Consider the following 24,550-nt stretch of genomic DNA (forward strand, 5'->3'; position numbering starts at 1 on the left):
GGCGCTAAAAGGGGATTAGACCAGGCGTAGAAGCTGGGTCTAGTGCTTCACCCCCTTGTTGTGGATTAAGCTGTTGGAGCAGCTCACCTATTTGGTCGGGGCCATCAGCGCCTTCGTCATTGTAGAGGCTGTCATCCAAAGCGGAGGGCAAGCCAACGCGCATAATAGCCTTGCTGGGTGGGAACTCGTTATAGTAGAAATTACCATTAGATTGCTGTAGCCCAGATGGTACCGGACCCAACGGTTTTTGCGGCACGTCTTTTAAGGCAGTTTGCATGTAGTTAGTCCAAATAGGCAGAGATAGGCCACCACCTGTTTCGCTTGAGCCTAAGGAACGCGGTTGATCAAAACCCATCCACGCAATCCCTACCAAGTCTGGGGTATAGCCAGCAAACCAGGCATCATGTGAGTCATTGGTGGTTCCCGTTTTACCACCAATATCGTTACGTTTTAGGGTGGAAGAGGCTCGAGCCCCTGTGCCAGAGGTGGCTACCCCGCGCAGTAGGTGGTTCATTAGGTAAGCGGTACGCTCGTCAATGGCGCGCGCTTTACTATCGCCTGAGACCACGGGCTTAGCACGCATAATGACCTCGTCAGAGCCATCAGTGATGTAATCAATAAGGTACGGTTGAACTCGGTAACCCCCGTTAGCAAAAACACTATACGCTGAAGCCAGTTGCAATGGTGTTACGCTACCTGCCCCTAAAGCCAAAGGCAGTACAGCAGGCTGACGTTCACGGTCAAAACCAAAACGCACAATGTAATCTTGGACGTATTTAGGCCCAACGGCTTGCATGATGCGAATCGAAACCATGTTTTTGGATCGATACAGACCATTGCGTAAAGTCAGCATGTTTTCATAGCGGCCGCCATAGTTTTTAGGGTTCCAAGGTTTGGAGCCGGTTTGTGCTGAGGAGAGACTAAAGGGCTGATCGGAAATGAGAGTTTCGGGTGTTAAGCCTTTTTCTAAAGCAGCTGCATAGATAAAGGGCTTGAAGGCTGAGCCGGGCTGACGCCAAGCTTGGGTGACGCGGTTAAATTTGCCATCAGAAAAATGAAAACCACCGACCATAGCGCGTATGGCACCGTCTTGGGGGCGCATCGATACAAATGCAGCCTGAACGGCAGGCATATTAATGACTTCCCAGTACTCGCCATTATTAAATAAATACACCACTGCGCCGCGACTAATGCGCTCTTTATCGCTAGCATTTGCGGTAAGACCCCGTGCCACAATGTTTAACGAGCGCTTGTTATCAATTACGATGGTTTCATCAGCACTGCGTACGGCAGTAATTTCCGTAGGGCTGGCCTTTAACACCACTGCGGTAAGCAAGTCGCCCATGTCAGGGTGTTTGCGCTGTACATCTGCCAAAATATCGCTTAAAGCCTCGGGATCATTTTCTACGTTTTCGGGTAGGTCAACGCGGCTTTCTGGACCTGGGTAACGAGCACGACGGGTGTATTGCAGAACCGCATCACGCACACTTTTATACGCTGCCTCTTGGTCTTTAGAGTTAATTGTGGTGTATACATTGAAACCACGCGAATAAATCCCGTCTTTATAAACCCCATGTAAAAGTTGACGAGCCAGCTCGGCCGCGTATTCACCATGCACACTGTAGCCACCAGTAGGCATACCCTCGGCGGTACGAATCTCGATGGTTTGCTCTAGGGCTGCTTGGTATTCGGATTCAGTAATATAACCAAGACCTAACATACGACGCAGCACGACCACTTGTTGGCGCTTGGCTTCGTTGTAGTTAGCGATGGGGTTAAAACGCGAAGGAGCACGAGGAATACCGGCTAACATGGCAGCTTCGGCTAAGGTGATTTCAGTAAGCGGTTTACCAAAATAAGCGCGTGAGGCTGCTGCAAAACCATATGCACGGTGGCCTAAGAAAATTTGGTTCATGTAGAGATCAAGAATTTGATCTTTAGTGAGCATGGACTCAATTTTAAAGGTCAGCAATAGTTCATAGAACTTGCGGGTGTATGTTTTTTCAGAGGATAAATAAAAGTTGCGTGCCAATTGCATGGTGATGGTGCTGGCCCCTTGGCTTTTAGAGCCAGAGACCAAGTTGGCCACAATGGCGCGCCCGATTCCTTTAATATCGATACCGCTGTGTTGATAGAAGCGGTCGTCTTCGGCGGCTAGAAGGGCGGATTTCATCACATCAGGAATGTCCTCAAAGCGCATTACATTTCTGCGCTCCTCGCCGAACTCACCAATCAGAACCTTGTCTGCAGTGTAAATACGCAAAGGTACACGTGGTTTGTAATCCGTCATTGCGCTAAGATCGGGAAGGTTGGGCCAGGCTAACGCTAGTGCTAAGGACACAACCAAGGCCCCACAGATGGCTAAGCCTGTGCATAAAGCGGCTACTTTCACAAGAAAGCGGATGATCCAAGAGCCAGCGACTGGCTTATTTGGTGAAGATTGGGCAGTAGAACTCATTGTGGGGTATGGGTGCTAAACCAAGAAAGATTTAGACATTGGGTTAAGAAAGCAAATAAATGGCAAACAAAAGCGAATAACTATACGTAGCTAATGAGATAATACACAAATGATAGACTTTTTATCCGCAGACCTCATGCAAAATGAAATTTTAACACCTCTTAGTCCTGAAGAATTACAGCAGTTAGTGCAACCAGCCAATAAACCTATTTTTTTGATTGGCATGATGGGTGCGGGTAAAACAACACTTGGTCGTCAGCTGGCTCGCCATTTAAAACGAGAGTTTTACGATTTAGACCAAGAGCTAATTGAACGTTGTGGGGTACCCGTTTCTACTATTTTTGACATAGAAGGGGAAGCGGGGTTTCGCAAACGTGAAACAATGGAACTAGACATCTGTTCGCGTCGCCCTGCTACTGTGCTGGCTACCGGAGGTGGAGCGGTGTTGGCCGAAGCCAATCAAACCATGTTAAGCCAGCGCGGTACAGTCGTCTATTTACGCGCTAGTGTGAATGAATTATATAGACGACTCGAGCGTGATAAAACCCGTCCATTATTACAAACTGCAAATCCACAACAGCGTATTGAAGAGCTGTTACAACAACGTGAGCCTATTTATGAGGCGCTTGCCGATGTGATTTTCGAGACAGGATCTGCCCCCGTGCATACGGTTATTAAACAATTACTTAATGTATTAAAAGAACAAGAGGTGATTTGAATGAGTGTGGTTCAGGTAAGTACACCAGGAGGAAACTATCCCATCTACGTAGAGGCTGGGCGCTTAGACCAGCTGCAGCAGTCCATTCCTACTGATGCAACAACCTTAGCATTAATTACTAACCCCACTGTATTTGAGCTATATGGGCAGCGAGTTTTAGATGCTCTTCAAACCACAGGAAAAAAGGTAGTGCAAGTGCAAATACCGGATGGGGAAGGGTACAAAACCATGGCGACGCTTGAACAGATTTTTGACGCTTTGTTACAAAATCGTTTGGATCGCAAAGCAGTAATTGTGGCTTTAGGTGGTGGTGTGGTCGGAGACATCAGTGGTTTTGCTGCAGCCTGCTTTATGCGTGGCATTCGTTTTATCCAAGTTCCCACCACATTATTATCGCAGGTGGACTCGTCTGTAGGGGGCAAAACAGCAATCAATCACCCCCTAGGTAAAAATATGATAGGTGCGTTTTATCAACCTATTGCGGTAGAAATAGATATTCATGTGCTCAAAACCCTACCTAAACGAGAAATCGCAGCCGGTTTAGCCGAGGTCATTAAATACGGCATGATTACGGATGCTGAGTTTTTAGATTGGTGTTTAGAGCATACAGAAGCGCTAAATCAGCTGCGTGATGCCGAGCTACAACATGCCGTCAAACGTTCATGCGAACTCAAAGCCCATGTGGTGTCTCAGGATGAGCGTGAGTCAGGTCTGCGCGCTATTTTAAATTTTGGTCATACTTTTGGTCATGCGATTGAAGCCGGGTTAGGGTATGGTGAATGGTTACACGGAGAGGCCGTAGGTTGTGGGATGGTGATGGCTGCCGAGCTCTCTGCCGAGGTCTGCGGTTTATCTGCCGAAAGCGTACAAAAAATTCGTCAATTGGTAGAGGCCATCGGTTGTCCAACTACACCTCCCCAGTGGGATCACGATAAATGGATAGATTTAATGGGCTTAGACAAAAAAACCGAAGGCGGGCAGCTGCGTTTTGTGTTGTTGCCCGAGTTAGGCCGTAGTGTAGTTCAAGCTGTTGATGTATCCACCGTGAAAAAGGTATTAGCCAAATTCTAGGAGGTTTTATGCTAGCCGCGTATGCATGCCATGATGATCAAACCCAAGGACGTTTACATCCCGAGGCCGCTCCCGAGGGCCGAGGTCAATTTCAGCGTGATCGAGATCGTATTATTCATTGCAACGCGTTTAGGTTACTTGAATACAAAACTCAAGTATTTGTGAACCACGAGGGCGATTTATTTCGCACGCGTCTAACGCATAGCCTAGAGGTAGCCCAAGTGGCGCGCTCCATCGCCCGCCGTTTGGGGCTTAATGAAGATTTGACCGAAGCCATTTCTCTAGCGCACGATTTAGGTCATACGCCATTTGGTCATGTAGGCCAAGACGAGCTAAATGATTGTATGCACGAACTAGCCCCCGAGGCAGGGGGCTTTGAGCACAACTTGCAAAGTTTGCGCATCGTGGATCATATCGAAGAGCGCTACGCAGAGTTCAACGGTTTGAACTTGTGTTTCGAGACACGCGAAGGCATTTTAAAACACTGTAATGCACGCCATGCCAGACAGTTAGGCGATGTAGGGCGTCGTTTTATTGAGCGCACTCAGCCCTCTCTAGAGGCTCAGATCGCCAACCTGGCTGATGAGATTGCCTATAACAACCACGATATGGATGATGGACTGCGTTCAGGTTTAATTCACCTTGATCAATTACTCGAGGTGACGGTATTTGCTCAGCACCACGAGCGTGTACTTAGGCAATATCCCCAGTTGGCTGCTAAAGGGGCAAGAAAGCGGTTAATTGGTGAAATATTACGACGCATGATCCATACTTTTGTGGTTGATTTAACCCAAGCCACCCTAGCGAATTTGGCACAACATACGCCACGCTCTGTGACGGAGCTGCGCCAATGCCCACGCTTAGCTGCATTTTCTCCAGAAATGCGTGCTCAGGCCGATGAGTTAAAACGTTTTTTGCGTACTCATTTATACCAACACAACAAAGTATTGCGGATGTCATTTAAAGCGCGTCGTACCGTGCGCGAGCTGTTTCAGGCTTTCTTATCTGATCCGCGGCTACTGTCTGAAGAACACCGACGTGACGATTTTAACGAGCAAGCCCGAGCTATTGCGGATTATGTATCGGGCATGACTGATCGTTACGCTATCAAAGAACATCGAGAACTCTACGCAGTCTAAGCACTCATTAAAGCGTCTGTATGTGACGCTTTAATGAGAGACAGGCTACAAATGAGCTTTTAAATACTGACCAGTAATGCTTGCTGGGGTAGCGGCGATGGTTTCTGGGGTGCCAGTTGCCACAATGTTGCCGCCTAACGCGCCGCCTTCTGGTCCTACATCAATAATCCAGTCGGCGGTTTTAATCACGTCCAGATTATGTTCGATCACGACAACGGTATTGCCCGCGTCCACCAACTGGTTTAAGACATTAAGCAACATGGCTATGTCTTGGAAGTGTAAGCCCGTAGTCGGCTCATCCAAAATATAGAGTGTATTGCCGGTATTGCGTTTGGATAATTCCAGCGCAAGTTTAATACGTTGCGCTTCACCACCTGAAAGGGTGGTGGCGCTTTGCCCTAAACGAATGTAGGAAAGCCCCACATCCATCAGGGTTTGTAACCGTCGTGCAATTTGTGGTACTGCGTCAAAGTAGTCCAGTGCTTGGCCTACGGTAAGCTCCAACACCTCACTGATGTTTTTGCCACGATAATGAATTTCTAAGGTTTCGCGATTATAGCGGCTGCCATGACAGACATCACACGGTACATACACATCGGGCAAAAAGTGCATTTCCACTTTAATCACGCCATCGCCTTGGCAGGCCTCGCAGCGGCCACCTTTCACATTAAATGAAAAACGCCCCGCGTCGTAGCCCCGTACACGCGCCTCGGGCACACCGGCAAACAGCTCACGTATAGGTCCGAACATACCGGTGTAGGTTGCTGGATTGCTGCGCGGTGTACGTCCAATTGGGCTTTGATCCACAGTAATAATTTTATCAATGTGCTCAAGCCCATTTAAGCTTTCGTAAGGAGCAGGCTCACTCTGAGCGCGATGCAGTTGTTTAGCAACAGCTTTGGCTAAAGTATGATTAATTAACGTGGATTTTCCCGAACCAGAAACACCTGTAATACAAACAAAACGCTGTGTGGGAATGCGTAGGTTGACTTGCTTTAAGTTATTGCCAATCGCACCGAAAAGCTCTAAATAGGCTTGATCCTCAAGCACGGCTCGGCGTGCTGGGATAGGGATAGAAAGGGTACCGGTTAAATATTGCCCTGTGGTGGATTGAGGATTTGCCATAATTTCAGCAGGGGTGCCCGATGCAATGACTTCTCCCCCCAATTCACCGGCTCCTGGCCCCATATCAATGATAAAGTCGGCAAGGCGAATCATGTCCTCATCGTGTTCCACCACAATCACACTATTGCCTAAATCACGCAATTGCTGCAATGTGAGGATAAGTTTGTCGTTATCGCGTTGATGCAAACCAATCGAGGGCTCGTCCAACACGTACATGACCCCCGTCAAGCCCGAGCCGATTTGGCTGGCTAGACGGATACGTTGGGCTTCGCCGCCAGAAATGGTGTTGGCTCGTCGATCAAGAGACAAATAGCTCAGCCCCACATTATTCAGAAAGCGTAATCTAGACTGAATTTCCTCTACGATGCGGGCGGCAATTTCTTTTTTTGCGCCGCTAAGCTCAAGCTGCTCAAACCACTCTAAACAACCTTGCAGTGTAAAGTGTTCGACTTCATGAATGGCTTTGGCGTCGTTATCCCCTAAAAGCACATGGCGAGCGGCCGTATTTAAGCGTGCCCCTTTACAACTTGGGCAAGTTTGAATGCGACGTAGTTTGTTGAGCTCTTCTTTTACTGCGCTGGAGTCAGTTTCCTCCCAGCGACGGATTAAATTAGGAATGACACCTTCAAATGGATGAAGTTTGGTGGTGGTTTGCCCTTTTTCAGTCAGGTAGATAAAGGGGATGTCCTCTGTGCCTGATCCATATAAAATAGCGTGTTGGACCTGGGCATCAAGGGACTCAAAACTATCCTCAATATCAAAACCGTAATAGCTTGCTAGGCTTTGCAGTAAATTAAAGGTGAACGCGTTGCGACGATCCCACCCTACAATAGCGCCACTGGCTAAGCTCAAGTCAGGTACTGCCACAACCAATTGCGGATCAAAAAATTCCGTTTCCCCCATGCCTGAGCATGTTGGGCAGGCACCGGCAGGATTATTAAAACTAAATAATCGCGGCTCTAGCTGTTCAATGTGATAGTCACAGAGTGGGCAGGAAAAATGCACGCTAAAACTGGTTAATTCTTCTGTGTCCATGTTTAAGACGAATGCTTTGCCCTGACTTTGTTGGGTTGCCGTTTCAAAACTTTCGGCCAGACGAGCAGCACTATCAGCACGTACACGGAGTCGGTCAATCACGACCTCGAGGGTATTGATTGGGTCTGTGTTAGAAAGCGGCTCGCCTAGATTGATCATGGTGCCATTAAGCCGAATACGCACAAAACCTTGGGATTGCAAGCTTTGTGCTATTTGGTTTAGGTCTTGGTGTTGTTCAAAGAAAATAGGCGCTAAAATAGCTATGCGCGTTTCGGCTGGCCAAGCCAAAACGGTGTCCACCATTTGACTAATGCTCTGTGCTTGCAGCGCTAGCTCATGCGTAGGGCAATGCGGAGTGCCCACACGTGCATACAGCAAACGTAAATAGTCATGAATTTCAGTGGTGGTGCCTACAGTAGAGCGCGGGTTGTGTCCTGCTGCTTTTTGCTCAATAGCAATTGCAGGCGACAGACCCTCGATCAGGTCTACATCAGGCTTATCCATTAATTGTAAAAACTGTCTGGCATAAGCGGATAAGCTCTCCACATAACGACGCTGGCCTTCGGCATACAACGTGTCAAAGGCTAAAGAGGATTTACCCGAGCCAGACAAGCCAGTAATGACCACTAGCTTTTGTCTAGGTAAATCAATCGAAATGTTTTTTAAATTGTGCGTGCGCGCACCGCGAATACGTATTAATTCCATTCGTTTTTTACGTGCTATGGTCTAGAGGCTAACCTACTACTATAGCGTGTACCGCCAATTAGTGCGCGGTTGAGTGGTCAGCTTTTTGTAAAGCGTTAACTATTGAGTCTTGCATGAGTTCGTCTAAAAATCAGGAAATGAATAAAAAAACCTCCCAACGTGTGCAGTTTACGCCTCAGGAACGCCGCTCTAGTATTTTGCTTGCCCTTTTATTTTCTACACGTATGTTAGGGCTGTTTTTATTAACCCCTATTTTTGCTGTGGCCGCGCAAAGTATTCCAGGCGGCAACAATGCCATGAAAGTCGGTATTGCTTTGGGGGCCTATGGGTTGACCCAAGCTATTTTGCAAATACCGCTTGGCATTGCTTCAGATCGTTTTGGCCGTCGTCCTATTATTATGGCTGGCATGGTGCTGTTCATTATTGGTGGGGTTGTCAGTGCTTTAGCTCACAGTGTAGATGGCATTATTGTGGGCCGTGTACTTCAGGGCCTTGGTGCAATTTCTGCTGCTATTACTGCGTGGGTGGCTGATGCCACCCGTCCCGAGGTGCGTACTCGTGCTATGGCTATGGTGGGCTCTGCTATTGGGCTGTCATTTGCTGTGTCACTGGTGCTGTCTCCTGTATTAGTAGGGCAGTTTGGCTTATCCGGCTTGTTTTGGGCCATTAGTTTGCTGGGTTTTGTGTGTTTACTCATTGCAGCATTTGCTATTCCTGAGTACCCCCAAAGCGAAACGCTGGTACAGGTGTCAGCACGAGAGGTGCTAGCCCACAGTGATTTATTGCGCTTAAATTTGGGTGTGTTTGCTCTGCACTTTATTTTGATGACCTTATTTGTGGTTATTCCCACCACCTTATCTCAAGTTGGGCAGCTAGATTCAGGCAGCTTGTGGAAAGTGTATTTACCTGTGATCGTACTTTCTTTTGGTTTTATGATCCCTATGGTCATACGTACAGAAGTACGTAAAACTCACACAAAAACCTTAACGCATTTAGTGTGTGCTTTAGTTATTGTCCTAGTCCTTATGCCCTTTATAAGCAACTCGTTCTGGGGCGTAGTGGTATTTTTGTTCTTGTTTTTCTGCCTGTTTAATACCCTAGAGGCGTTGCAGCCTTCGTTGGTTTCGCGTGTGGCACCGCCTAATTACAAAGGGTTAGCAATGGGCTTTTACAACACGACGCAGTCATTAGGGGTCTTTGGTGGAGGCTTGGCCGGGGGCATTATTGCTTCCACTGCCGGCGTGCAATGGGCTCTGTGGTTGGGGGCGGCGCTGGCGGTGGTTTGGTGGAATAGCACACGCCACTTTCAAGTGCGACTTTGAGTGGTTTTAGTCAAGGCTAAAAGTAGCCACTAGGACTTCGTTTCTAAATCATCGATAATAGAACAAACAGATATTTAAAGGAAAACAACATGGCCTCAGTAAACAAAGTAATTTTAGTGGGCAACTTAGGACGCGACCCCGAGGTTCGTTATACCGCTAATGGCGCGGCAATGTGTAATCTTTCTATTGCCACCACATTTAATAGTCGTGATAGCCAAACAGGTGAGCGCCGTGAGGAAACTGAATGGCACCGTGTCGTCATGTTTAATCGCCTGGCTGAAGTGGCAGGCGAATACTTACGCAAAGGCCGTCCGGTCTATATCGAAGGCCGTTTACGTACACGCAAATGGCAAGGCCAAGACGGCCAAGACCGCTACACCACAGAAATTATTGCTGATCAAATGCAAATGCTAGGCGGTCGTGGTGACAGCGGTGGTGATTTTAGTGGCGGTGAATATGGCGGCGATTTCAGTCAATCAGCCCCTCAGCAACAACGCTCCGCTCCTGCACAGCGTCCTCCTCAGCAACCAGCACCTCAACAGCAACGTCCTCAACAAAACTACCAAGCCCCCATGGATAGCATGGCGGATATGGATGACGATATTCCGTTCTGATGGGAATCACATTAGCAGTATAAAACCTGAACAGACCCCAAAAAGTTGGACTAACTTTTTGGGGTCTGTTCATTGAGCGCTTTGTTGCGAATTTTTACTTATGTTTTAGTTATGACATAGGAAATAACAATTAGTGGGTGTAAGGTTAAAGGTGTACCCCTAGTTTTAAGAGGGGCCAGCAGAAGACAAATCAAACCTATCAGGAGAGTTCTTATGCGTTCTATCTTATTGTGGTTGATCGGCGTACCTATTCCTATTATTTTGTTGCTCTGGCTTTTTTGGGGATAAGATTAAGACATTTTCTGCTCTAGGCCGACTTAGCTTAGGCAGAGATAGTTAAAATAGGACTAAGTGCCTCATTAAAGGATTCAACTCCTTTTTTACCTGCACGTTTGGCCCACCACGGTAAAATATCCTCTTCACATATTTGCTTCAGGCGAGGTTGCCAAGTATCTTTGCCAGGAATGTTAATGGTCATATTATGCTCGGCAGCCAAGCGCAAGCCAGAGTCCATATCTTCTTGACCTAGTTGCCACCCTAGATCTGTTAGCTCCTCTGACAAGCCTAAAACTATCGTTTTTAGGTCTTCTGGTAGGCGCTCCCAAGAGCGTTGACTTACTACAATATAGCAACCTAAGGGAGCTATGTTGATATCGCTAACGTGGCCTGCAATCTCCCACATTTTCATGCCGGAAACCCACTCTAAGCCCGTAATTAAACCATCCATAATACCGCGCTGTAATGCACTGTATACGTCCGCGATAGGCATGCTAATGGGTTCACCCCCCAAGGCGGTAATATAACGTGCTTGGGCTGGGGAAAACACGCGGATTTTTTGGCCTTGAAAGTCTTCTAGAGAGTTAAGCGGGAATTTAGTGAAAACTGGCATGGTGCCATAGGAAAAGGTGGCAATGGTTTTGCCACCCATCATGGCTTCATTATTGTTTACTACCGCTTGCACCCATGTATCGTACACGGTACGCGCCTGAGGGTATGAGGAGATTAAGCCAGGAAGATCAGTGGCCTCCATGGCGGGGAAGTCGCTAGCTACATAACCGGTTAAGACCTCGGCGACATCTACCATTCCCGTTTTGAGTACACGTAGAATCTCAGTACCTTGTAGACCGAGCTCAGGAATCGTAGTCAGCTCGATTTTAAGACGGTTGTTTGTGCGTTTGGGGAGCTCTTCTTCTAGCCAAAGCCACTTTTTGTGCTGAGCTCCATTGCGGTGCTGCAGCACCACCCGCCATGTGATTTGCTTGTTAGAGGCAAAGGATAAAGAAGGTAATGATAAGGTGGCTAAACCTAGACTGCCTTTAACCGATGTGCTTAGAAACGAGCGACGGTTTTGAGATTGTAGATTTTTTGTAACCATGTTGTATGTCTCCAGTTTTATCTCATGTAGCTAACTAAGCCGGTCGCAATGGAAGGCCAAATAATGATGGTAGTTAGAACGATGAGCATAGTAAGTGCAAAAGGGAATGCTCCAATATAAAGATCCATCATGGATTTCTGCGGCATATTTTGATCAAGCCGATTTCTCATGCTTTGGATAACAAATAGGTTCATACCTACAGGTGGGGTAATTAACGAGACTTCGACCATAATAGTTGCAATAATTCCGAACCAAACTAGGTCAATTTGCATAGCTTGCAAAATAGGCACAATTATAGGAATAGTCATGACGAGCATGGCTAGACTTTCTAAAAACATGCCAAGTACTAAATAGATTAAACAAATCAAAATAATAAGTTCAGTTTTGCTTAATCCTAGGCTAATTACCCATTTAGATAGGGATGATGGTATGCCGCTCATGGATAAAATGAACTGTAAAAGAAAAGCACCAATTAAAATAAATAAAACCATGGCGGTGGTGGTGGCCGTGTTAACAAAAACATCGCATAGCATATTTTTGTTAACTTTTCTTTTGCAAGCGGCTATAAGTAGGGCACCAGTTGCTCCAAAAGCTGCAGATTCGGTTGCTGTGGCTACACCTAAGTAAATAGACCCAATAACAACTAGAAATAAAATTAAAATAGGAAGAATGTTAAGAGCACCTTTTACCCAACTTATTTTTTGTATAGCGTCTTTATCTATTTTTGGAGCAGATTTTGGAAAAACAAAGGCTAGAGCCAGAATGACAACCATGAAGGCAATCATCATGGCTAATCCAGGAATAACGCCTGCAATATACAGTTCGCCTATAGATACTTCGGCTAGAAGACCGTAGATGATTAAAATTACGCTAGGAGGGATTAATACACCCAGTGTTCCTCCTGATGCCAAAGAACCTACGGCCAAGCGTTCGCTATAACGATATTTACGCATAACAGGCATGGCAGCAGAGCCAATGGTGGTGGCAGTGGCAACACTAGAGCCCGATATGGAAGAAAATAAACCACAAGCGAGAATATTCGTATGGAGTAGACCGCCCGGTACAGGACGCATGATGCGAGCTAAAATTGCGTATAGATCATCGGTGACGCCACTACGCACTAAGAGTTCGCCCATCAATACAAATAAAGGGACAACGATAAGAGTAGAGCCGCTGACTACGTTCCAAGGGATGTGTGCAAAAAAGTCCCAAATAGAACCAATATAAATAAGACCTGTGATTAAGGCCGTCATCGCTAAAGCGACGGCTACATGTGCGCCAAATATAAAAAATACGGCTAATATGACAAGAATAGAAATACCGATTGCAATCATAACTCCCCCTTAGATCTCATGTTTAAAGCTACGCTTAGAGTCATGAAAATAGACTGCACCATAAAAATAAAAAAACCAAAGCTAGCTAAAAACTGAGGCAGAGCTAAAGGAAGATCTACCATAGATTGTGGGATAAGAGCACCTAATTCATAGGAGTTAAGAGCTAGGGCAAAAGATTCTTTAAATAAAACTATAGTTAAAAAAGATAAAATAGAAAGATTTATTAATTTAAATAAATCATTTATTTTTTTTGGGTATTTTGAATTAAATAAATCAACTTTAACGTGAGTGTCATTGACTAAAGCGTAGGATAAAGACCAAGCTCCTCCTAATGCCATAGCCATTGAAGATAAAAGATCGCTCAGACCTGAATAGGGGCCGCCTAAGTAACGACTTATGGTGTTAACACTAATGAAAATAGCAATAATTAAAAAAGTAAAACCACTAATTATAGATAGAAGCCTACTTATTCTTTTGATGGCATCATTCATATCTATTCCTTTCAAAAGCTAAAGTTTTTGAAATTCCATCTCGAATGGACGTGTACTGCAAGTCTCCTAACCATGGATGATCAGCTAGGTTTTGAGTGGGAACTTGAATACCTAATGACGGGCCGCGAACATGAATGTCACTAAAGCCAGTTTGTTTGATGATTTCCTGAGCTACTTCTTCGCTTTGTGCCATAACGCCAGAGAGGTTCAACACATGGGCCCCTTGAGGCGGTTTCTGTAGTGAGCGTAGAATGATTTCGCTTACATCTTCTACATAGATGAAACCTGTTTGGCCTGAAAAGGGAATGATATAGGCTTCTTGTTTAATGGCTTTGGTACAAGCAATGCTAGGACCAGCACTGGCACCGCCTAGGCGTCCAGGACCATAGACGACTAAGGGGCGTAAGCCTATGCTGGCAATTTTTTGTTCGGGTTCGACATCTGTCCAATAAGCTCGAGCGAGATGTTCTGCTCCCAGCTTAAATGCTCCGTAAAAAGTTACGGGCTCAGGGTATTGATTATGATGCGGGCCATACACACCGGCTGTGCTGGCATAAATAATTTGGGGTAGCTGAAATTCACGCGCTAGCTCAAACAGATAAAGCAGGCTTTGGTAATTTACTTGATAGGCATCCAGAGGATTTGCTCTACATTGTGGGGTCAATAATCCGGCTAAATGTACGATGTGATCACAGTTTGAAACAGCGGTGCGTAAATCATCGATTGAGGTCACATCGGTATGAACCCACTCTAATTGTGCAGATTGAGAGCCAAGAATAGCTTGAGCTAGATGGGGATTGTGTTGGATGTCGGCAATACGAACTCGATACTGTTGAGTTAATAGTTTTTTAGCAACCCATAAACCTAGAAAACCACTGCCACCTGTAATTAGAACTTTTTTCATGGCTGTCTCCTTTTTTTATTTTTTAGTAGGTAGCGCGACCACCCGAGAGGTCAAAGCAGGCCCCGGCAGAAAATGAACAGTTTTCTGAGGCTAGCCAAAGCACTAAGTCGGCGACTTCATGACTTTGGCCTACTCGACCCATCGGAATTTTCGATACGATGAGCTTTAATTCCTCGGGTGTGAGTTGGTCATTTAAAGGACTGGCAATGACGGCTGGAGTGATGCAGTTCACTAAAACGTTGTCCTTGGCTACCTCTTTGCCTAATGATTTAGTAAAACCAATAACCGCTGCCTTGGAGGCAGAATAGGCACTCATTTCTGCATTGCCTTCTTTACCAGCTATAGATGAAATGTTGATAATACGGCCGTACTTTTGACGTAGCATGGGTTGCAGTACATATTTATTGCATAAAAATGTACTGTGCATATTAATATCGAAAACACGTTGAAATTGAGTCGTATCGTAGGTTGCTACTGGTGAATAGGGGCCAAGAATTCCAACGGCATGCACTAAAACATCTATGCGTCCAAAATGTTGTAGCGTTTGCTCGGTTGCGGCGCGTACACAGTTTTCTTGTGTTAAGTCTCCCGCATAAAGCAAAGCCGAGGGATAGAGTTCTTGAAGAGGGTTTAAAGCCTCTGAGTTGGAATCCCAAAGGGCGAGCTTGGCTCCGTTGGCAGTGAATTTTTTGGCTAAGGCTTGACCAATACCGCCGGAGGCCCCTGTTAAAACGACAATACGGTCATTTAGGGAAGGGTAGTTTGGATCAGGTAGGTGTGAAAGAGACATTTTTGGAATTCGTATCGAATTGGAAAATAATTTCAAGTGAAAGATTATTTTTATTTTTGGGTTGCTGCAACTAGGGTTTAGACTTATTCGTTGGGAAAAAGAAGCAACAGAGTGAGAGTGTGATCAGGCACTGGCTTTGAAATGGCTTGCTAAATCCTTTTTTTTATGCGTTAATGTATGGCTTGGCCTAATTTTATGGTCAAGCTCTATATACTCACCTTTGCAGCAAAAAATTTGCTGTCTTGTCATCGCGTTTTCTGACCCCCAAGCCTGCGGCATCAACATTGCCTTATGATTAGGTTGATTGGTCGGCCCGATGCTTTCCAATTAATCTATCGTCATAGTGCTTTTTTAGCTCTAGACGTGTCTCTTGCTGTGCGTACAGCAAAGGTATGTTATGTCTTTTGAAACCCTAGGTTTGGCTGCTCCTTTATTATCCGCTTTGCAAAAAGCCGGTTTTTCCGAGCCTACCTCTGTTCAGTCATCCTCTATTCCTAAAGCCCTTGAAGGCCATGATTTAATGGTTTCAGCGCAAACAGGAAGTGGTAAAACGGCAGCGTTTATGTTGCCTGCCTTAAATAAAATTTTGGCAAATCCACCTAAACAACGTGGGGTGTCTGTGTTGGTTTTAGCGCCTACACGCGAGCTTGCTATGCAGGTTGGTGAAGCCGCTAAAAGCTATGCTGCTCACTGTCGCGATTTACGTGTTGCTGTGGTGGTAGGTGGTATGCCTTACGGTGCCCAACTTAAAGCCTTATCACGTCGAGTGGATGTTTTGGTAGCCACTCCAGGCCGTTTAATGGATCACATTCAGGCCAAACGCGTTAAATTAAACACCGTTCATACATTGGTATTGGATGAAGCAGACCGTATGCTTGACATGGGTTTTATTGAAGACATCGAAAGCATTGTGGCGCGTACTCCTTCTGACCGTCAGACCTTATTGTTCTCCGCCACATTGGATGGCACGGTGGCCGATTTGGCTAGCCAAATGATGAACAACCCCTTATCTATCGAGGTATCGGGCCATCGTGAAAAACACGCCAATATTACCCAAGCATTGCTTTATGCAGATAACGCTGATCATAAAATGCGCTTGCTTGACCACTTGTTGCGCGACTCCAATTTGGATCAAGCCATTGTATTTACAGCGACAAAGCGTGGTGCAGATGATTTGGCTGAGCATTTAGCCGATGAAGGCTTTGCTGCCGGGGCATTGCATGGTGATATGAACCAACGCCAGCGTACTCGCACACTAAGCATGCTACAAAAAGGTCGTTTACGTGTGTTAGTAGCAACTGACGTTGCAGCGCGTGGTATTGATGTACAGGGTATTAGTCATGCGATTAACTTCGATTTGCCAATGCAAGCCGAAGACTACACTCACCGTATTGGTCGTACTGGTCGTGCCGGTAAAGACGGCTTAGCGTTTACCTTAGCAAATGTTTCTGAGCGTCACAAAGTGCGTCGCATCGAGCACTTTATTGGGCAGCCTATTCCTGTGGAAACAATTCCTGGTTTAGAGCCTACACGTGTAGCTCGTCCTACCTATAAAGCACGTAAAGGTAATGGCGGTGGTCGTCGTCGCCCCGCATTTAATAACGGCGCACCAAAGAAATTCGGTGATGGCGAGTCTAGAGACACCCGTCCTAGTCGTCCTGTGCGTGCTGGCGAAGGTCATGCTGCTGGTCGTGGAGATCAAGACAGCCGTAAACCACGTCGTGGCGATCGCAGTGCTAAACCGTCTGCACGTCCTACTGGTCGCCCAGGTAATTTTTCTGGAAAATCGCGTTCAGGTGGCCGTAGTGCCAGCCGTGCTGCAGCGCACTAAATTCCGTTAAAAATCAAAAGGCCTCGTTAATCAACGAGGCTTTTTTTATGTGTGTTAGCGGATTAAATTAGGTAGACCAAGGGCTAGCCAAGGTATAGAGAAAACCAAAACCAGTACGATGATCTCAATAACCAAAAATGGAACAGCAGCACGATAGATTTGCGGTAATCGTATTGAGCTAGGCGCTACACTTTGCATCACTATTAGTAGCAAGCCAAAAGGCGGGGTTAATAGCCCAATCTCTAAAGCAATAAGTATCATGACACCAAGCCAGACGGGCTCCACCCCTGCGGCATGAGCCAATGGCATGAAAAAAGGTAATGCAATCATCATCATGCTCACTTGATCTAATACCATACCCAGCACTAGCAAGATTAAAAGCATACTAATTACTAAAACCGCTGGGTTTAGCCCCATACTTTTGACTAGGCCTAAAAAGCCGGCGCTAGCACCAGAGAAGCTAAGAAGCTGAGCAAATGTGGTGGAAGCCGCTAAGATAAATAAAATAACTACTGACACTTTGGCTGTTTCAATTAGGCTAGTCCACAGCGCTTTCCACGTAAGCGCACGATAAAAACAAGTAGCAATAACTGAAGCCGTGACACCAATGGCGGCGGACTCGGTAGGGGAGGCCCAGCCAGCCAACATGGAGCCGACCACAGCAATAAAAATCCCTAACAATGGCACCACATCAGAGAAAAAAGGCTTCCATTTTTCCCAGCCTTGAACCAGGGTTTCGTCTTCGGCCGTGGATGGCGCATCTTGGGGGCGAAGACGGCTACGAATAACGACATAACCTAAAAAACCGATCGCCATCAATAGACCGGGTAAGATGCCTCCAATGAGTAGTCGCTCAATGGAAATACCCGCTAAGCTGCCTAGCATTACCGCTAATGCGGAGGGCGGAATGAGCATAGCAATACCACCTACAGCCATAATGGGACCCATGGACATGGTAGGGTGATACCCGCGCCGCTGCATTTCAGGCATCATTACACCGCCCATCATGGCAGTATTAGCAATAGATGAGCCGGATAAGGTGGCAAAAGTTGTGCCACCTAAGATGCTTACAATAGATAGCTTGCCAGGTACACGTGAGATTAAACGCTCAATGGCATTAATTGCCTTAAATGCTAGTCCTGTATGAAACAACACCTCTCCCATTAAAACAAATAAGGGAATAGGCGTTAGAGCAAAACTGGTTACAGACGAGGTGGTATTACGGACCCATTGGGCTAAACCCGCTTCCTGTCCTAAAAAAATCCAAGCACCGATTAAATTAACCGCTAAAAAAGCAAAAACTACGGGCGTGCCCACCGCCATAAAAAAGAACAGGGCTCCGAGCATCAATAAAAGTGCAGATTGCCATTCCATAATTAGGCGACCTCGTTGCGAGAAAAATCATTGAAAAGGCGGCGTAAGAACTCTAGTGTTAATAGGGCAGAGCCAATCAAAAGTGGCAAACTTAACCACCATTCTGGAAAGATGAGTTCTTTAAACACCACACTGCCTTGATGGTGAGAATCTTGTAAAACAGTCCACGATTGCCATGCCAATACACCGCAAACAAAAAAGCCCAATGCATTGCTAAGTAAGCCCAATAGACGCTGAAGTGAGCGTGGCAATACATTGACAACCACATCAATACGAATGTGACCGCCTTGGTAAAGTAACCACGGTGCCGCAATAAAAGTGGCTATCATCAGCATATATTCTGTGATTTCTACACTGGCAGGGATAAGGTCAATATTTAGGTTACGTAAGAGCACGTCTAAGGTTACCAATACACTCATGAGGCCAAAAGTGATAGCGGAGAAAGCCCCGCAACACCACATCATGATGTGATAAGGGCCCGTAGCTCGAGGCACAGAGGTCGACATACTTTGTCCTTTGGGGTGGGAAATAAAAAATTAAAAGGCATCTGCGACGTGGAAGATGCCTTTAAGGTGGTTTGGAGTGCTAAACGCTTTAGTCACGGCCAAACAATTTTTCTATATCGGCGGCATTGTTTGGGCTAACTTTATGGATATTTTCCCAACCGGCGGCATAGGCTTTATTCAGCAGATCGGTGGCTGCTGAATCAGAAAGAGTAATCACTTCAATGCCTGCGTCTTCTTGGCGCTTTTTCTCTTTTTCACCGCGTTCTAGTTCAGGCTGATTTAGGGACTCTACCCATTCCACTTGTTTTTGTAGAAAAGCTTTTTGCTCGTCATTGAGTTTCTCCCAACTGTTTTTATTGATGAAGAAACTGACTTCTACATTGTAAAAACCGGGCTCTACGCGGTATTTGGTTTTTTCTTGCCAGCCAAGGTCTAATAAGCCTACGGAGGGCCAGCCATAACCATCTACTACACCACGCTCTAATGCCGTGTAGGTCTCACCAGGGGAGATTTGTAGTGCAGTGGCACCCAAATTGCGTAATAAAGCCAAATAAACGGGGGTGCTGCGGATTTTGAAGCCTTTTAAGTCTGCGTTGTCGATGGGCTTGTTGACGTACAGATGATACTGCAACCCGTCTGTAACCCGAGCCAGCCAGATCATATTGGATTTGTCCGTATGAATCTGATTCATTAGGTCGTATCCACCATTGGCGCGGAGCTCATCCATACGGCGGTCGGTTAGTGTCATGGCTAAGGCTTCTGGTACGAGATTCGCGTGAAACACGGCACTGGTATTGGCAAAATCAACCACGCCAGATCGCACGGCATTGCCCACCTCGAAGGTAGGTATGGCTTCTGGGCCACCTATAACTTGGATCTGTAAAAGACCCTTGCCTTCCTCGTTCACTTTTTCTACGAATTGCTCAAAGCGTTCGTTGAAAAACGTGTCTTTTCCAAACGCGGATACCGCTTTGAGTGTGGCTTGTTCAGCATTAGCGCCCCAAGCGCAAAAACACAATGCCAAGCCTAAGAGTCGTTTAGAGGTTTGTTTGAGCATGTCCCATCCTAATGTCGTACAGGTATAACCATGAAAGGTAATATATTTAGTTTTAAATATATTACCTTTTGACTAATAATTTTTCTGCATAGGGTTTGTACGAGGTCAGTGCAGAGAGAGAATTTGCTATGAACTGATAAGTGGATGCACGACTATAATGAGGTCTCTTTTCGGGACGGATCTGTTTTATGACTGTTTTTTTGGTGGCTGGACTGGCTTTTTTATTAGTCGGATGCCAGCGCGCTCCATCATTTAGCATAGGCGGGGCCTACTTTCCTGCTTGGCTGGTATTTGCGCTTGCCTCTGTGGTGTTGACCTTGTTGGTGCGAGGTTTATTGATACGATTGGGCGTGGATGATGCCCTACGCTATAAGCCGGTGCTTTATATTGGCCTGATGGTAGTTTTTTGCTTGGCTGCGTTATTACTTTTTTTTGTACCCTAACTAAACCACCATGACCAATACTGATTTAACTCAATCTCCCGAGTCCAGCAAAAGCAAAAAAATCATAGCAATAGGGCTTGTTGTGGTGGTGCTTAGCATTGCTGCGGTTCTAGCCTATGTAAATTGGCAAAAAACGCACCACAATCCCAAGTCAGAAGACGCCTCCATTAATACTGAAGGGGTGCAAATTGTCAGCTCTGTACCTGGACATATTAAAGAACTATTGGTTGAAGAAGGGCAGTATGTAGAAAAAGGGCAGTTACTATTGACCTTAGATCCCGAACTGTACGAGTTACGGGTAGAACAGGCCAAAGCCGAGTTAGCCCTAGCAGAAGCTTTACTTGATTCTAAGCAGCGTGTGGTTTTGGCACAATCGCACAATGCCACCATTACCAACGAACAAATAGATCGCGCGCGTGAAAATTTATCGCTGGCTAAACAAACCCAAGCTCGTTTAGCCGCTTTAGCTCCTAAAGGTTATGTGCCCAAACAGCAACTAGACGAAGCCACAACGGTACGTCGTGATGCCGAGATTTCATTGCGCCAAGCCCTAGAGCAAGCCGATGCCGCAGAAGCGCTGGTAGACAATACCGATGCAGAGCTAGCCATGGTAGAGATGCGTAAAGCCGGTTTAGCCATGGCAGAGCGGGCGTTACGAGACACTCGGTTGTATGCGCCACATTCAGGTCGAGTAGTGGGGCTCAACATGATGGTTGGCGAGCATTTATTGCCAGAAATGAGTGTGTTTACCTTGTTAAGTACCGAGCGTTGGTACGCTGCCGCGATGTACAGAGAAAGCACCTTGCCGTTTATACAGCCAGGTCAGTGTGCTGATGTGTATGTCATGAGCAATCCCCATGTGCGTATTCAGGGCAAAGTAGAAAGCATTGGGTGGGGCGTTAGCGCTACCGATATGATTGAGTTGCCCCGCCAAGTCCCCTATGTACAAAAGTCCATGAACTGGGTACGTGTGGCGCAACGTTTTCCGGTACGGATCAAGTTACAGATGACACCAGAGCTCGAGCCTTATATACGTAAAGGGGTGTCGGCCACCACCATTATTCATGATGGAACACAATGTGAGTAAATCAGAGACGCTTTGGCAGCGGGTATGGGGTGATTTGCAGCCTTACGATGGAAGATGGGCACAAACGTGGCGCATTGCCTTGCTGTGCATGTTTAGCACAGCCGTCTCTATGACATACGGCATTCCCGAGGCTGCCATCAGTTGTTATGTGCTCTTTTTTGTGATGAAGTCCGATGCGGCCGAATCATCGCTTATGGCAGTGGCATTATTGGTATTTGTCAGCCTAATTGTAGTCGCGTTGATTGGGTTAATTCAGATCACTATTGATTCGCCTGTGGCGCGGATGATTTGGCTTTTAAGTAGCTCAATAGTGTTTATGTTTTTAGGGGTAAGCAGTGCTTTAGGGCCCTTAGGCGGCATTATTGCTTTGGTTATTGCCTTTGTTCTGACTTTACTCTCTTATATTCCTATCGGCGAGTTAGCCACCCGTGCTGTGTTGTATGCGTGGTTAATGGTGGCAATGCCCATGGGTTTGCTTCTTTTTGCCTCGCTAACTATTGGTCGCAATCCGCGTACCTTATTACTGCAAGAAATGGCGACGCGTTTAGACTTAGCCGCTGCGGTGTTGCAGCGTTCAGGTGTGCATGCTGAACAGGCGCAAGAAAATTTACTTTCTGGCATAGAACAACAGCAAAAACGCGTGCGATGGCTGAGGGTATTTCATTTAGCGCCACGGTTTTGGCAACCTTGGTATGCGCACGCTGTGATCCATAGCTATGGCGTATTGTTAGCCGCTTGCCGTTGGTCACAAGCGCATGCAGAAACCACCGTCAACACCGAGCGTTTAGCGCAAGCCTGTAGTCAGGCTGCCCAACAGTTACGCCATAAACAACGCCCACATCAATTAGACTTACCCAAGGCAGCACAGTTGGCATCGCCTCAGCTCACCATCATACGTACCCTGTTGCAGCGTCTAAGTGAAACCCAAGCCACCGAAACCATCCCTAAAGAAAAGTCCTCTTTTTTTGTAGCGGATGCGTTTACTAATCCCGCCTATGTGCGCATTGCGTTGCAAACCAGCTTAGCGGCATTACTTTGTTATTTGTTTTACAGCGCAGCGCAATGGGATGGGATTCATACAGCGCTTATTACTTGCTATATCGTGGGGTTAAGCAACACGGGTGAAACCTTACATAAAATGCTTTTACGTATTATTGGGTGTTTAATTGGCGTAGCCATCACGATCGTGTATTGGTATGTGTTTATTCCTCATATGACGTCCATCGCTTCACTCATGTTGGCTGTGTTTTTGGTGTGTTTGCTTGCGGCTTGGGTTGTGTTGGGCTCAGAGCGTATTTCGTATGCAGGCTTACAAATTGCATTTGCTTTTTTATTAATTAATTTGGGTGCGAATGGGCCTAGTGTAGATATGGATATGGCACGGGACCGTATCATCGGAATTTTGGTGGGAAATATAATGATGTATGGCTTTTTTACGTACTTGTGGCCAAACAGCATAATGCCATTTGCTCAAAAACACTTAAACCAAGCAAAAGACGCATTGCATCAGCAGGAGCAGGCCACGACCTTGACTGCCGCGACCTTCTACGCCGCCAATGCCGCCAAAGCGCTTGATTCTGCGCGTTATGAGTTGGATCTAGCACACTTAGAGCCCAAAACCATTCGTGCTACACCTGAACAAATTCAGGCGCAACGTGCACAGTGGCAATACGTACAGCAACACCTATTGAGTTAACACATCAGTGGCTTCAATCTGGCCCATCATAAACGCTAAATTAGACGAAGCAATTAACGCTGCGGCATGGGCTGTGGCATGGGCTTGCGCAGCATCAAGCAACGCATTCGAGGTTTCAGTGGCTAACATCATACTGGTTAAACCCACCTCGTAGGATTCTTGCGCTGCTGTATGAGTGATTTGTGCTGCTGCCAACAACTCTTGTGAGGCCTCATAGGCTTCGAGCGCTGTGCGTAACGCATTAGCTGCAATATGAATTTCTCGCCAAGCCGCGTGTTGAGTTTGTTCGAATATATCTCGAGCTGCTTGAGCTTTAGACTGCGCATCGTAAAGGCGCTGACGGCGTAAGCCACCATCATAGAGCGGTACAGTCATTCCTAAAAATACCGCATTGCCTTTAACCGTAGGGCTAGTTTGCAGCGCATTATTAAAATTTAAGGATGCACTGCCGGTTGCTGCTACGGCCAATAATCCTACCGCAGGGCGGTAATCCGCTTTAACTAGCTCAACACCTTGTTCTGCTGCACGCGCGACGGCATCCGCCGCCATTAAATCAGGGCGGTAAGCCAAGGCTGCCTGTAGATCGTCAGCAGACGGTAGTTGCTTTAATGCAGGTAGCGTGCGCTTTGCACTGCTTTGAACTTGAAGTGAGGTATTGGGTGGCAAGCCCATAGCGCCTAAAAGAGCGTTGTAACTGTCGCGTTCAGCCCCTTGTTTTTGTACCCACAGTAAACGGGCTTGAGCCTGTAGTTGTTGGGCTTGAGCGATATCGATACGGGTGCCTACACCGGAGTTAAAACGTGCCTGAGCGGCCTGTACTAGGGTTTTAGACTGAGTAAAGTGTTCGTGAGCTAGACGGGTTTTTTGGCGTGCCGCATCGTATTCAAAATAGGTACGTGTGACGTTAAAAATAATCAGTTGATGTGCCGTCGTAAATTTAGCGTATTGCGCTGCACTAAGCTCTACCGCGGCTTTGTGTGCGGCGTCTCGACGACCAAAATCAAATAAAAGCCATGAAAGGGTAAGAGCTGGCACCACGCCATGAGCGGTGTTTTTTGATCGTATTTCTTTATCTAATAAATGCGCTAGCTCAATATTGTGCTGATTATGAAAGGATTGTCTGCCAGCAATCACGCTGGCTGTAATGCTAGGCAAGTAGGTGGCTTTCACCATCCCAGCAGCCAAGGCAGCTTGTTCTGCTTCTTGCCAAGCAATACGGGTAGCTGGGTTATGCAGTTGAGCCAGATGAATCAGTTCCGCCAATTGATACTCGTGTTGGGTATCAATGGCTTCGATGGGGCGAATATGTGCAAATTGCGGTTGTGGGGGTTGTGTGATTGCGGGTTTAGGTGTTTCAAATGAGGCGCGTTTAACCGAGTGGGCTGAATCTAAGTGAGTGCAGCCAGCAAGTATGCTGACACCGACCATAAAAAAAAGTTTTGGACTCATTCGTAACGCCTTTGGATAAGAGCGGC

20 protein-coding genes are annotated in these 24,550 nt (G+C 46.4%); 9 read left to right on the forward strand and 11 right to left on the reverse strand.

Annotation, left to right across the window (positions count from 1 at the left end; translation table 11 throughout):
* Positions 1-4 precede the first annotated feature (4 nt).
* A complete protein-coding gene (locus tag ACBP46_RS11440) occupies positions 5-2,458 on the reverse strand; it encodes a penicillin-binding protein 1A (protein ID WP_371016852.1) in 2,454 nt (817 codons plus the stop codon).
* A 109-nt stretch (positions 2,459-2,567) separates the two neighbouring features.
* Here ACBP46_RS11440 and ACBP46_RS11445 point away from each other — a divergent pair, with 109 nt between their 5' ends.
* The 3 genes from ACBP46_RS11445 to ACBP46_RS11455 are packed head-to-tail and all read left to right on the forward strand — an operon-like array spanning position 2,568 to position 5,386.
* Entirely contained in the window at positions 2,568-3,176 is a 609-nt protein-coding gene (locus ACBP46_RS11445; protein ID WP_371016853.1) for a shikimate kinase, read from the forward strand.
* Positions 3,177-4,247, forward strand: a complete 1,071-nt coding sequence (gene aroB, locus ACBP46_RS11450; protein WP_371016854.1) for a 3-dehydroquinate synthase — start codon at positions 3,177-3,179, stop codon at positions 4,245-4,247.
* Positions 4,248-4,255: 8 nt separating this feature from the next.
* Entirely contained in the window at positions 4,256-5,386 is a 1,131-nt protein-coding gene (locus ACBP46_RS11455) for a deoxyguanosinetriphosphate triphosphohydrolase (RefSeq protein ID WP_371016855.1), read from the forward strand.
* A 45-nt stretch (positions 5,387-5,431) separates the two neighbouring features.
* On the opposite strand, the gene uvrA is transcribed toward ACBP46_RS11455, so the two are convergent.
* Complete coding sequence (uvrA, locus tag ACBP46_RS11460) at positions 5,432-8,251, reverse strand: excinuclease ABC subunit UvrA (protein WP_371016856.1); 2,820 nt, start codon at positions 8,249-8,251, stop codon at positions 5,432-5,434.
* Positions 8,252-8,364: 113 nt separating this feature from the next.
* On the opposite strand from uvrA, the gene ACBP46_RS11465 reads away from it, so the two are divergent.
* Positions 8,365-9,573 carry an MFS transporter gene (locus ACBP46_RS11465; RefSeq protein WP_371016857.1) on the forward strand — a complete coding sequence of 403 codons (1,209 nt, stop codon included), beginning with the start codon at positions 8,365-8,367 and terminating at the stop codon, positions 9,571-9,573.
* A gap of 89 nt (positions 9,574-9,662) precedes the next feature.
* Entirely contained in the window at positions 9,663-10,187 is a 525-nt protein-coding gene (gene ssb, locus ACBP46_RS11470) for a single-stranded DNA-binding protein (RefSeq protein ID WP_371016858.1), read from the forward strand.
* A 322-nt stretch (positions 10,188-10,509) separates the two neighbouring features.
* Here the strand turns inward: ssb and dctP (ACBP46_RS11475) are convergent, their stop codons facing one another.
* The 5 genes from dctP (ACBP46_RS11475) to ACBP46_RS11495 are packed head-to-tail and all read right to left on the reverse strand — an operon-like array spanning position 10,510 to position 15,081.
* The gene (dctP, locus tag ACBP46_RS11475; RefSeq protein ID WP_371016859.1) at positions 10,510-11,562 is read right to left on the reverse strand and encodes a TRAP transporter substrate-binding protein DctP; all 1,053 of its coding nucleotides are present in this window, start codon (positions 11,560-11,562) and stop codon (positions 10,510-10,512) included.
* Between the two features lie 17 nt (positions 11,563-11,579).
* Complete coding sequence (locus tag ACBP46_RS11480; RefSeq protein WP_371016860.1) at positions 11,580-12,896, reverse strand: TRAP transporter large permease; 1,317 nt, start codon at positions 12,894-12,896, stop codon at positions 11,580-11,582.
* Entirely contained in the window at positions 12,893-13,387 is a 495-nt protein-coding gene (locus ACBP46_RS11485) for a TRAP transporter small permease (protein ID WP_371016861.1), read from the reverse strand. Before ACBP46_RS11485 ends, ACBP46_RS11480 begins: the two co-directional genes overlap by 4 nt.
* Entirely contained in the window at positions 13,380-14,291 is a 912-nt protein-coding gene (locus ACBP46_RS11490) for an NAD-dependent epimerase/dehydratase family protein (RefSeq protein ID WP_371016862.1), read from the reverse strand. Before ACBP46_RS11490 ends, ACBP46_RS11485 begins: the two co-directional genes overlap by 8 nt.
* 22 nt (positions 14,292-14,313) lie before the next feature.
* Entirely contained in the window at positions 14,314-15,081 is a 768-nt protein-coding gene (locus ACBP46_RS11495; RefSeq protein ID WP_371016863.1) for an SDR family oxidoreductase, read from the reverse strand.
* Positions 15,082-15,478: 397 nt separating this feature from the next.
* Here ACBP46_RS11495 and ACBP46_RS11500 point away from each other — a divergent pair, with 397 nt between their 5' ends.
* Positions 15,479-16,912, forward strand: a complete 1,434-nt coding sequence (locus ACBP46_RS11500; RefSeq protein ID WP_371016864.1) for a DEAD/DEAH box helicase — start codon at positions 15,479-15,481, stop codon at positions 16,910-16,912.
* A 54-nt stretch (positions 16,913-16,966) separates the two neighbouring features.
* On the opposite strand, the gene ACBP46_RS11505 is transcribed toward ACBP46_RS11500, so the two are convergent.
* The 3 genes from ACBP46_RS11505 to dctP (ACBP46_RS11515) form a co-directional block, all read right to left on the reverse strand.
* Positions 16,967-18,286, reverse strand: a complete 1,320-nt coding sequence (locus ACBP46_RS11505) for a TRAP transporter large permease (RefSeq protein WP_371016865.1) — start codon at positions 18,284-18,286, stop codon at positions 16,967-16,969.
* Positions 18,287-18,288: 2 nt separating this feature from the next.
* Complete coding sequence (locus tag ACBP46_RS11510) at positions 18,289-18,792, reverse strand: TRAP transporter small permease (protein WP_371016866.1); 504 nt, start codon at positions 18,790-18,792, stop codon at positions 18,289-18,291.
* 88 nt (positions 18,793-18,880) lie between these two features.
* Positions 18,881-19,849 (reverse strand): TRAP transporter substrate-binding protein DctP, encoded by a 969-nt coding sequence (dctP, locus tag ACBP46_RS11515; RefSeq protein ID WP_371016867.1) that lies wholly within the window; start codon positions 19,847-19,849, stop codon positions 18,881-18,883.
* 188 nt (positions 19,850-20,037) lie between these two features.
* Between dctP (ACBP46_RS11515) and ACBP46_RS11520 the strand changes: the two genes are divergently transcribed.
* From ACBP46_RS11520 to ACBP46_RS11530, 3 genes are read left to right on the forward strand one after another with little or no spacing between them, the layout of a single operon-like run.
* A complete protein-coding gene (locus tag ACBP46_RS11520; protein WP_371016868.1) occupies positions 20,038-20,292 on the forward strand; it encodes a YtcA family lipoprotein in 255 nt (84 codons plus the stop codon).
* A gap of 10 nt (positions 20,293-20,302) precedes the next feature.
* Entirely contained in the window at positions 20,303-21,379 is a 1,077-nt protein-coding gene (gene mdtN / locus ACBP46_RS11525) for a multidrug transporter subunit MdtN (protein WP_371016869.1), read from the forward strand.
* Complete coding sequence (locus ACBP46_RS11530; RefSeq protein WP_371016870.1) at positions 21,372-23,075, forward strand: FUSC family protein; 1,704 nt, start codon at positions 21,372-21,374, stop codon at positions 23,073-23,075. Before mdtN ends, ACBP46_RS11530 begins: the two co-directional genes overlap by 8 nt.
* On the opposite strand, the gene ACBP46_RS11535 is transcribed toward ACBP46_RS11530, so the two are convergent.
* The gene (locus ACBP46_RS11535) at positions 23,064-24,524 is read right to left on the reverse strand and encodes a TolC family protein (RefSeq protein WP_371016871.1); all 1,461 of its coding nucleotides are present in this window, start codon (positions 24,522-24,524) and stop codon (positions 23,064-23,066) included. The genes ACBP46_RS11530 and ACBP46_RS11535 overlap by 12 nt on opposite strands.
* Positions 24,525-24,550 lie beyond the last annotated feature (26 nt).

It is taken from the genome of Paenalcaligenes hominis (assembly GCF_041359055.1).
GTDB classification, from domain to species: domain Bacteria; phylum Pseudomonadota; class Gammaproteobacteria; order Burkholderiales; family Burkholderiaceae_B; genus Paenalcaligenes; species Paenalcaligenes hominis_A.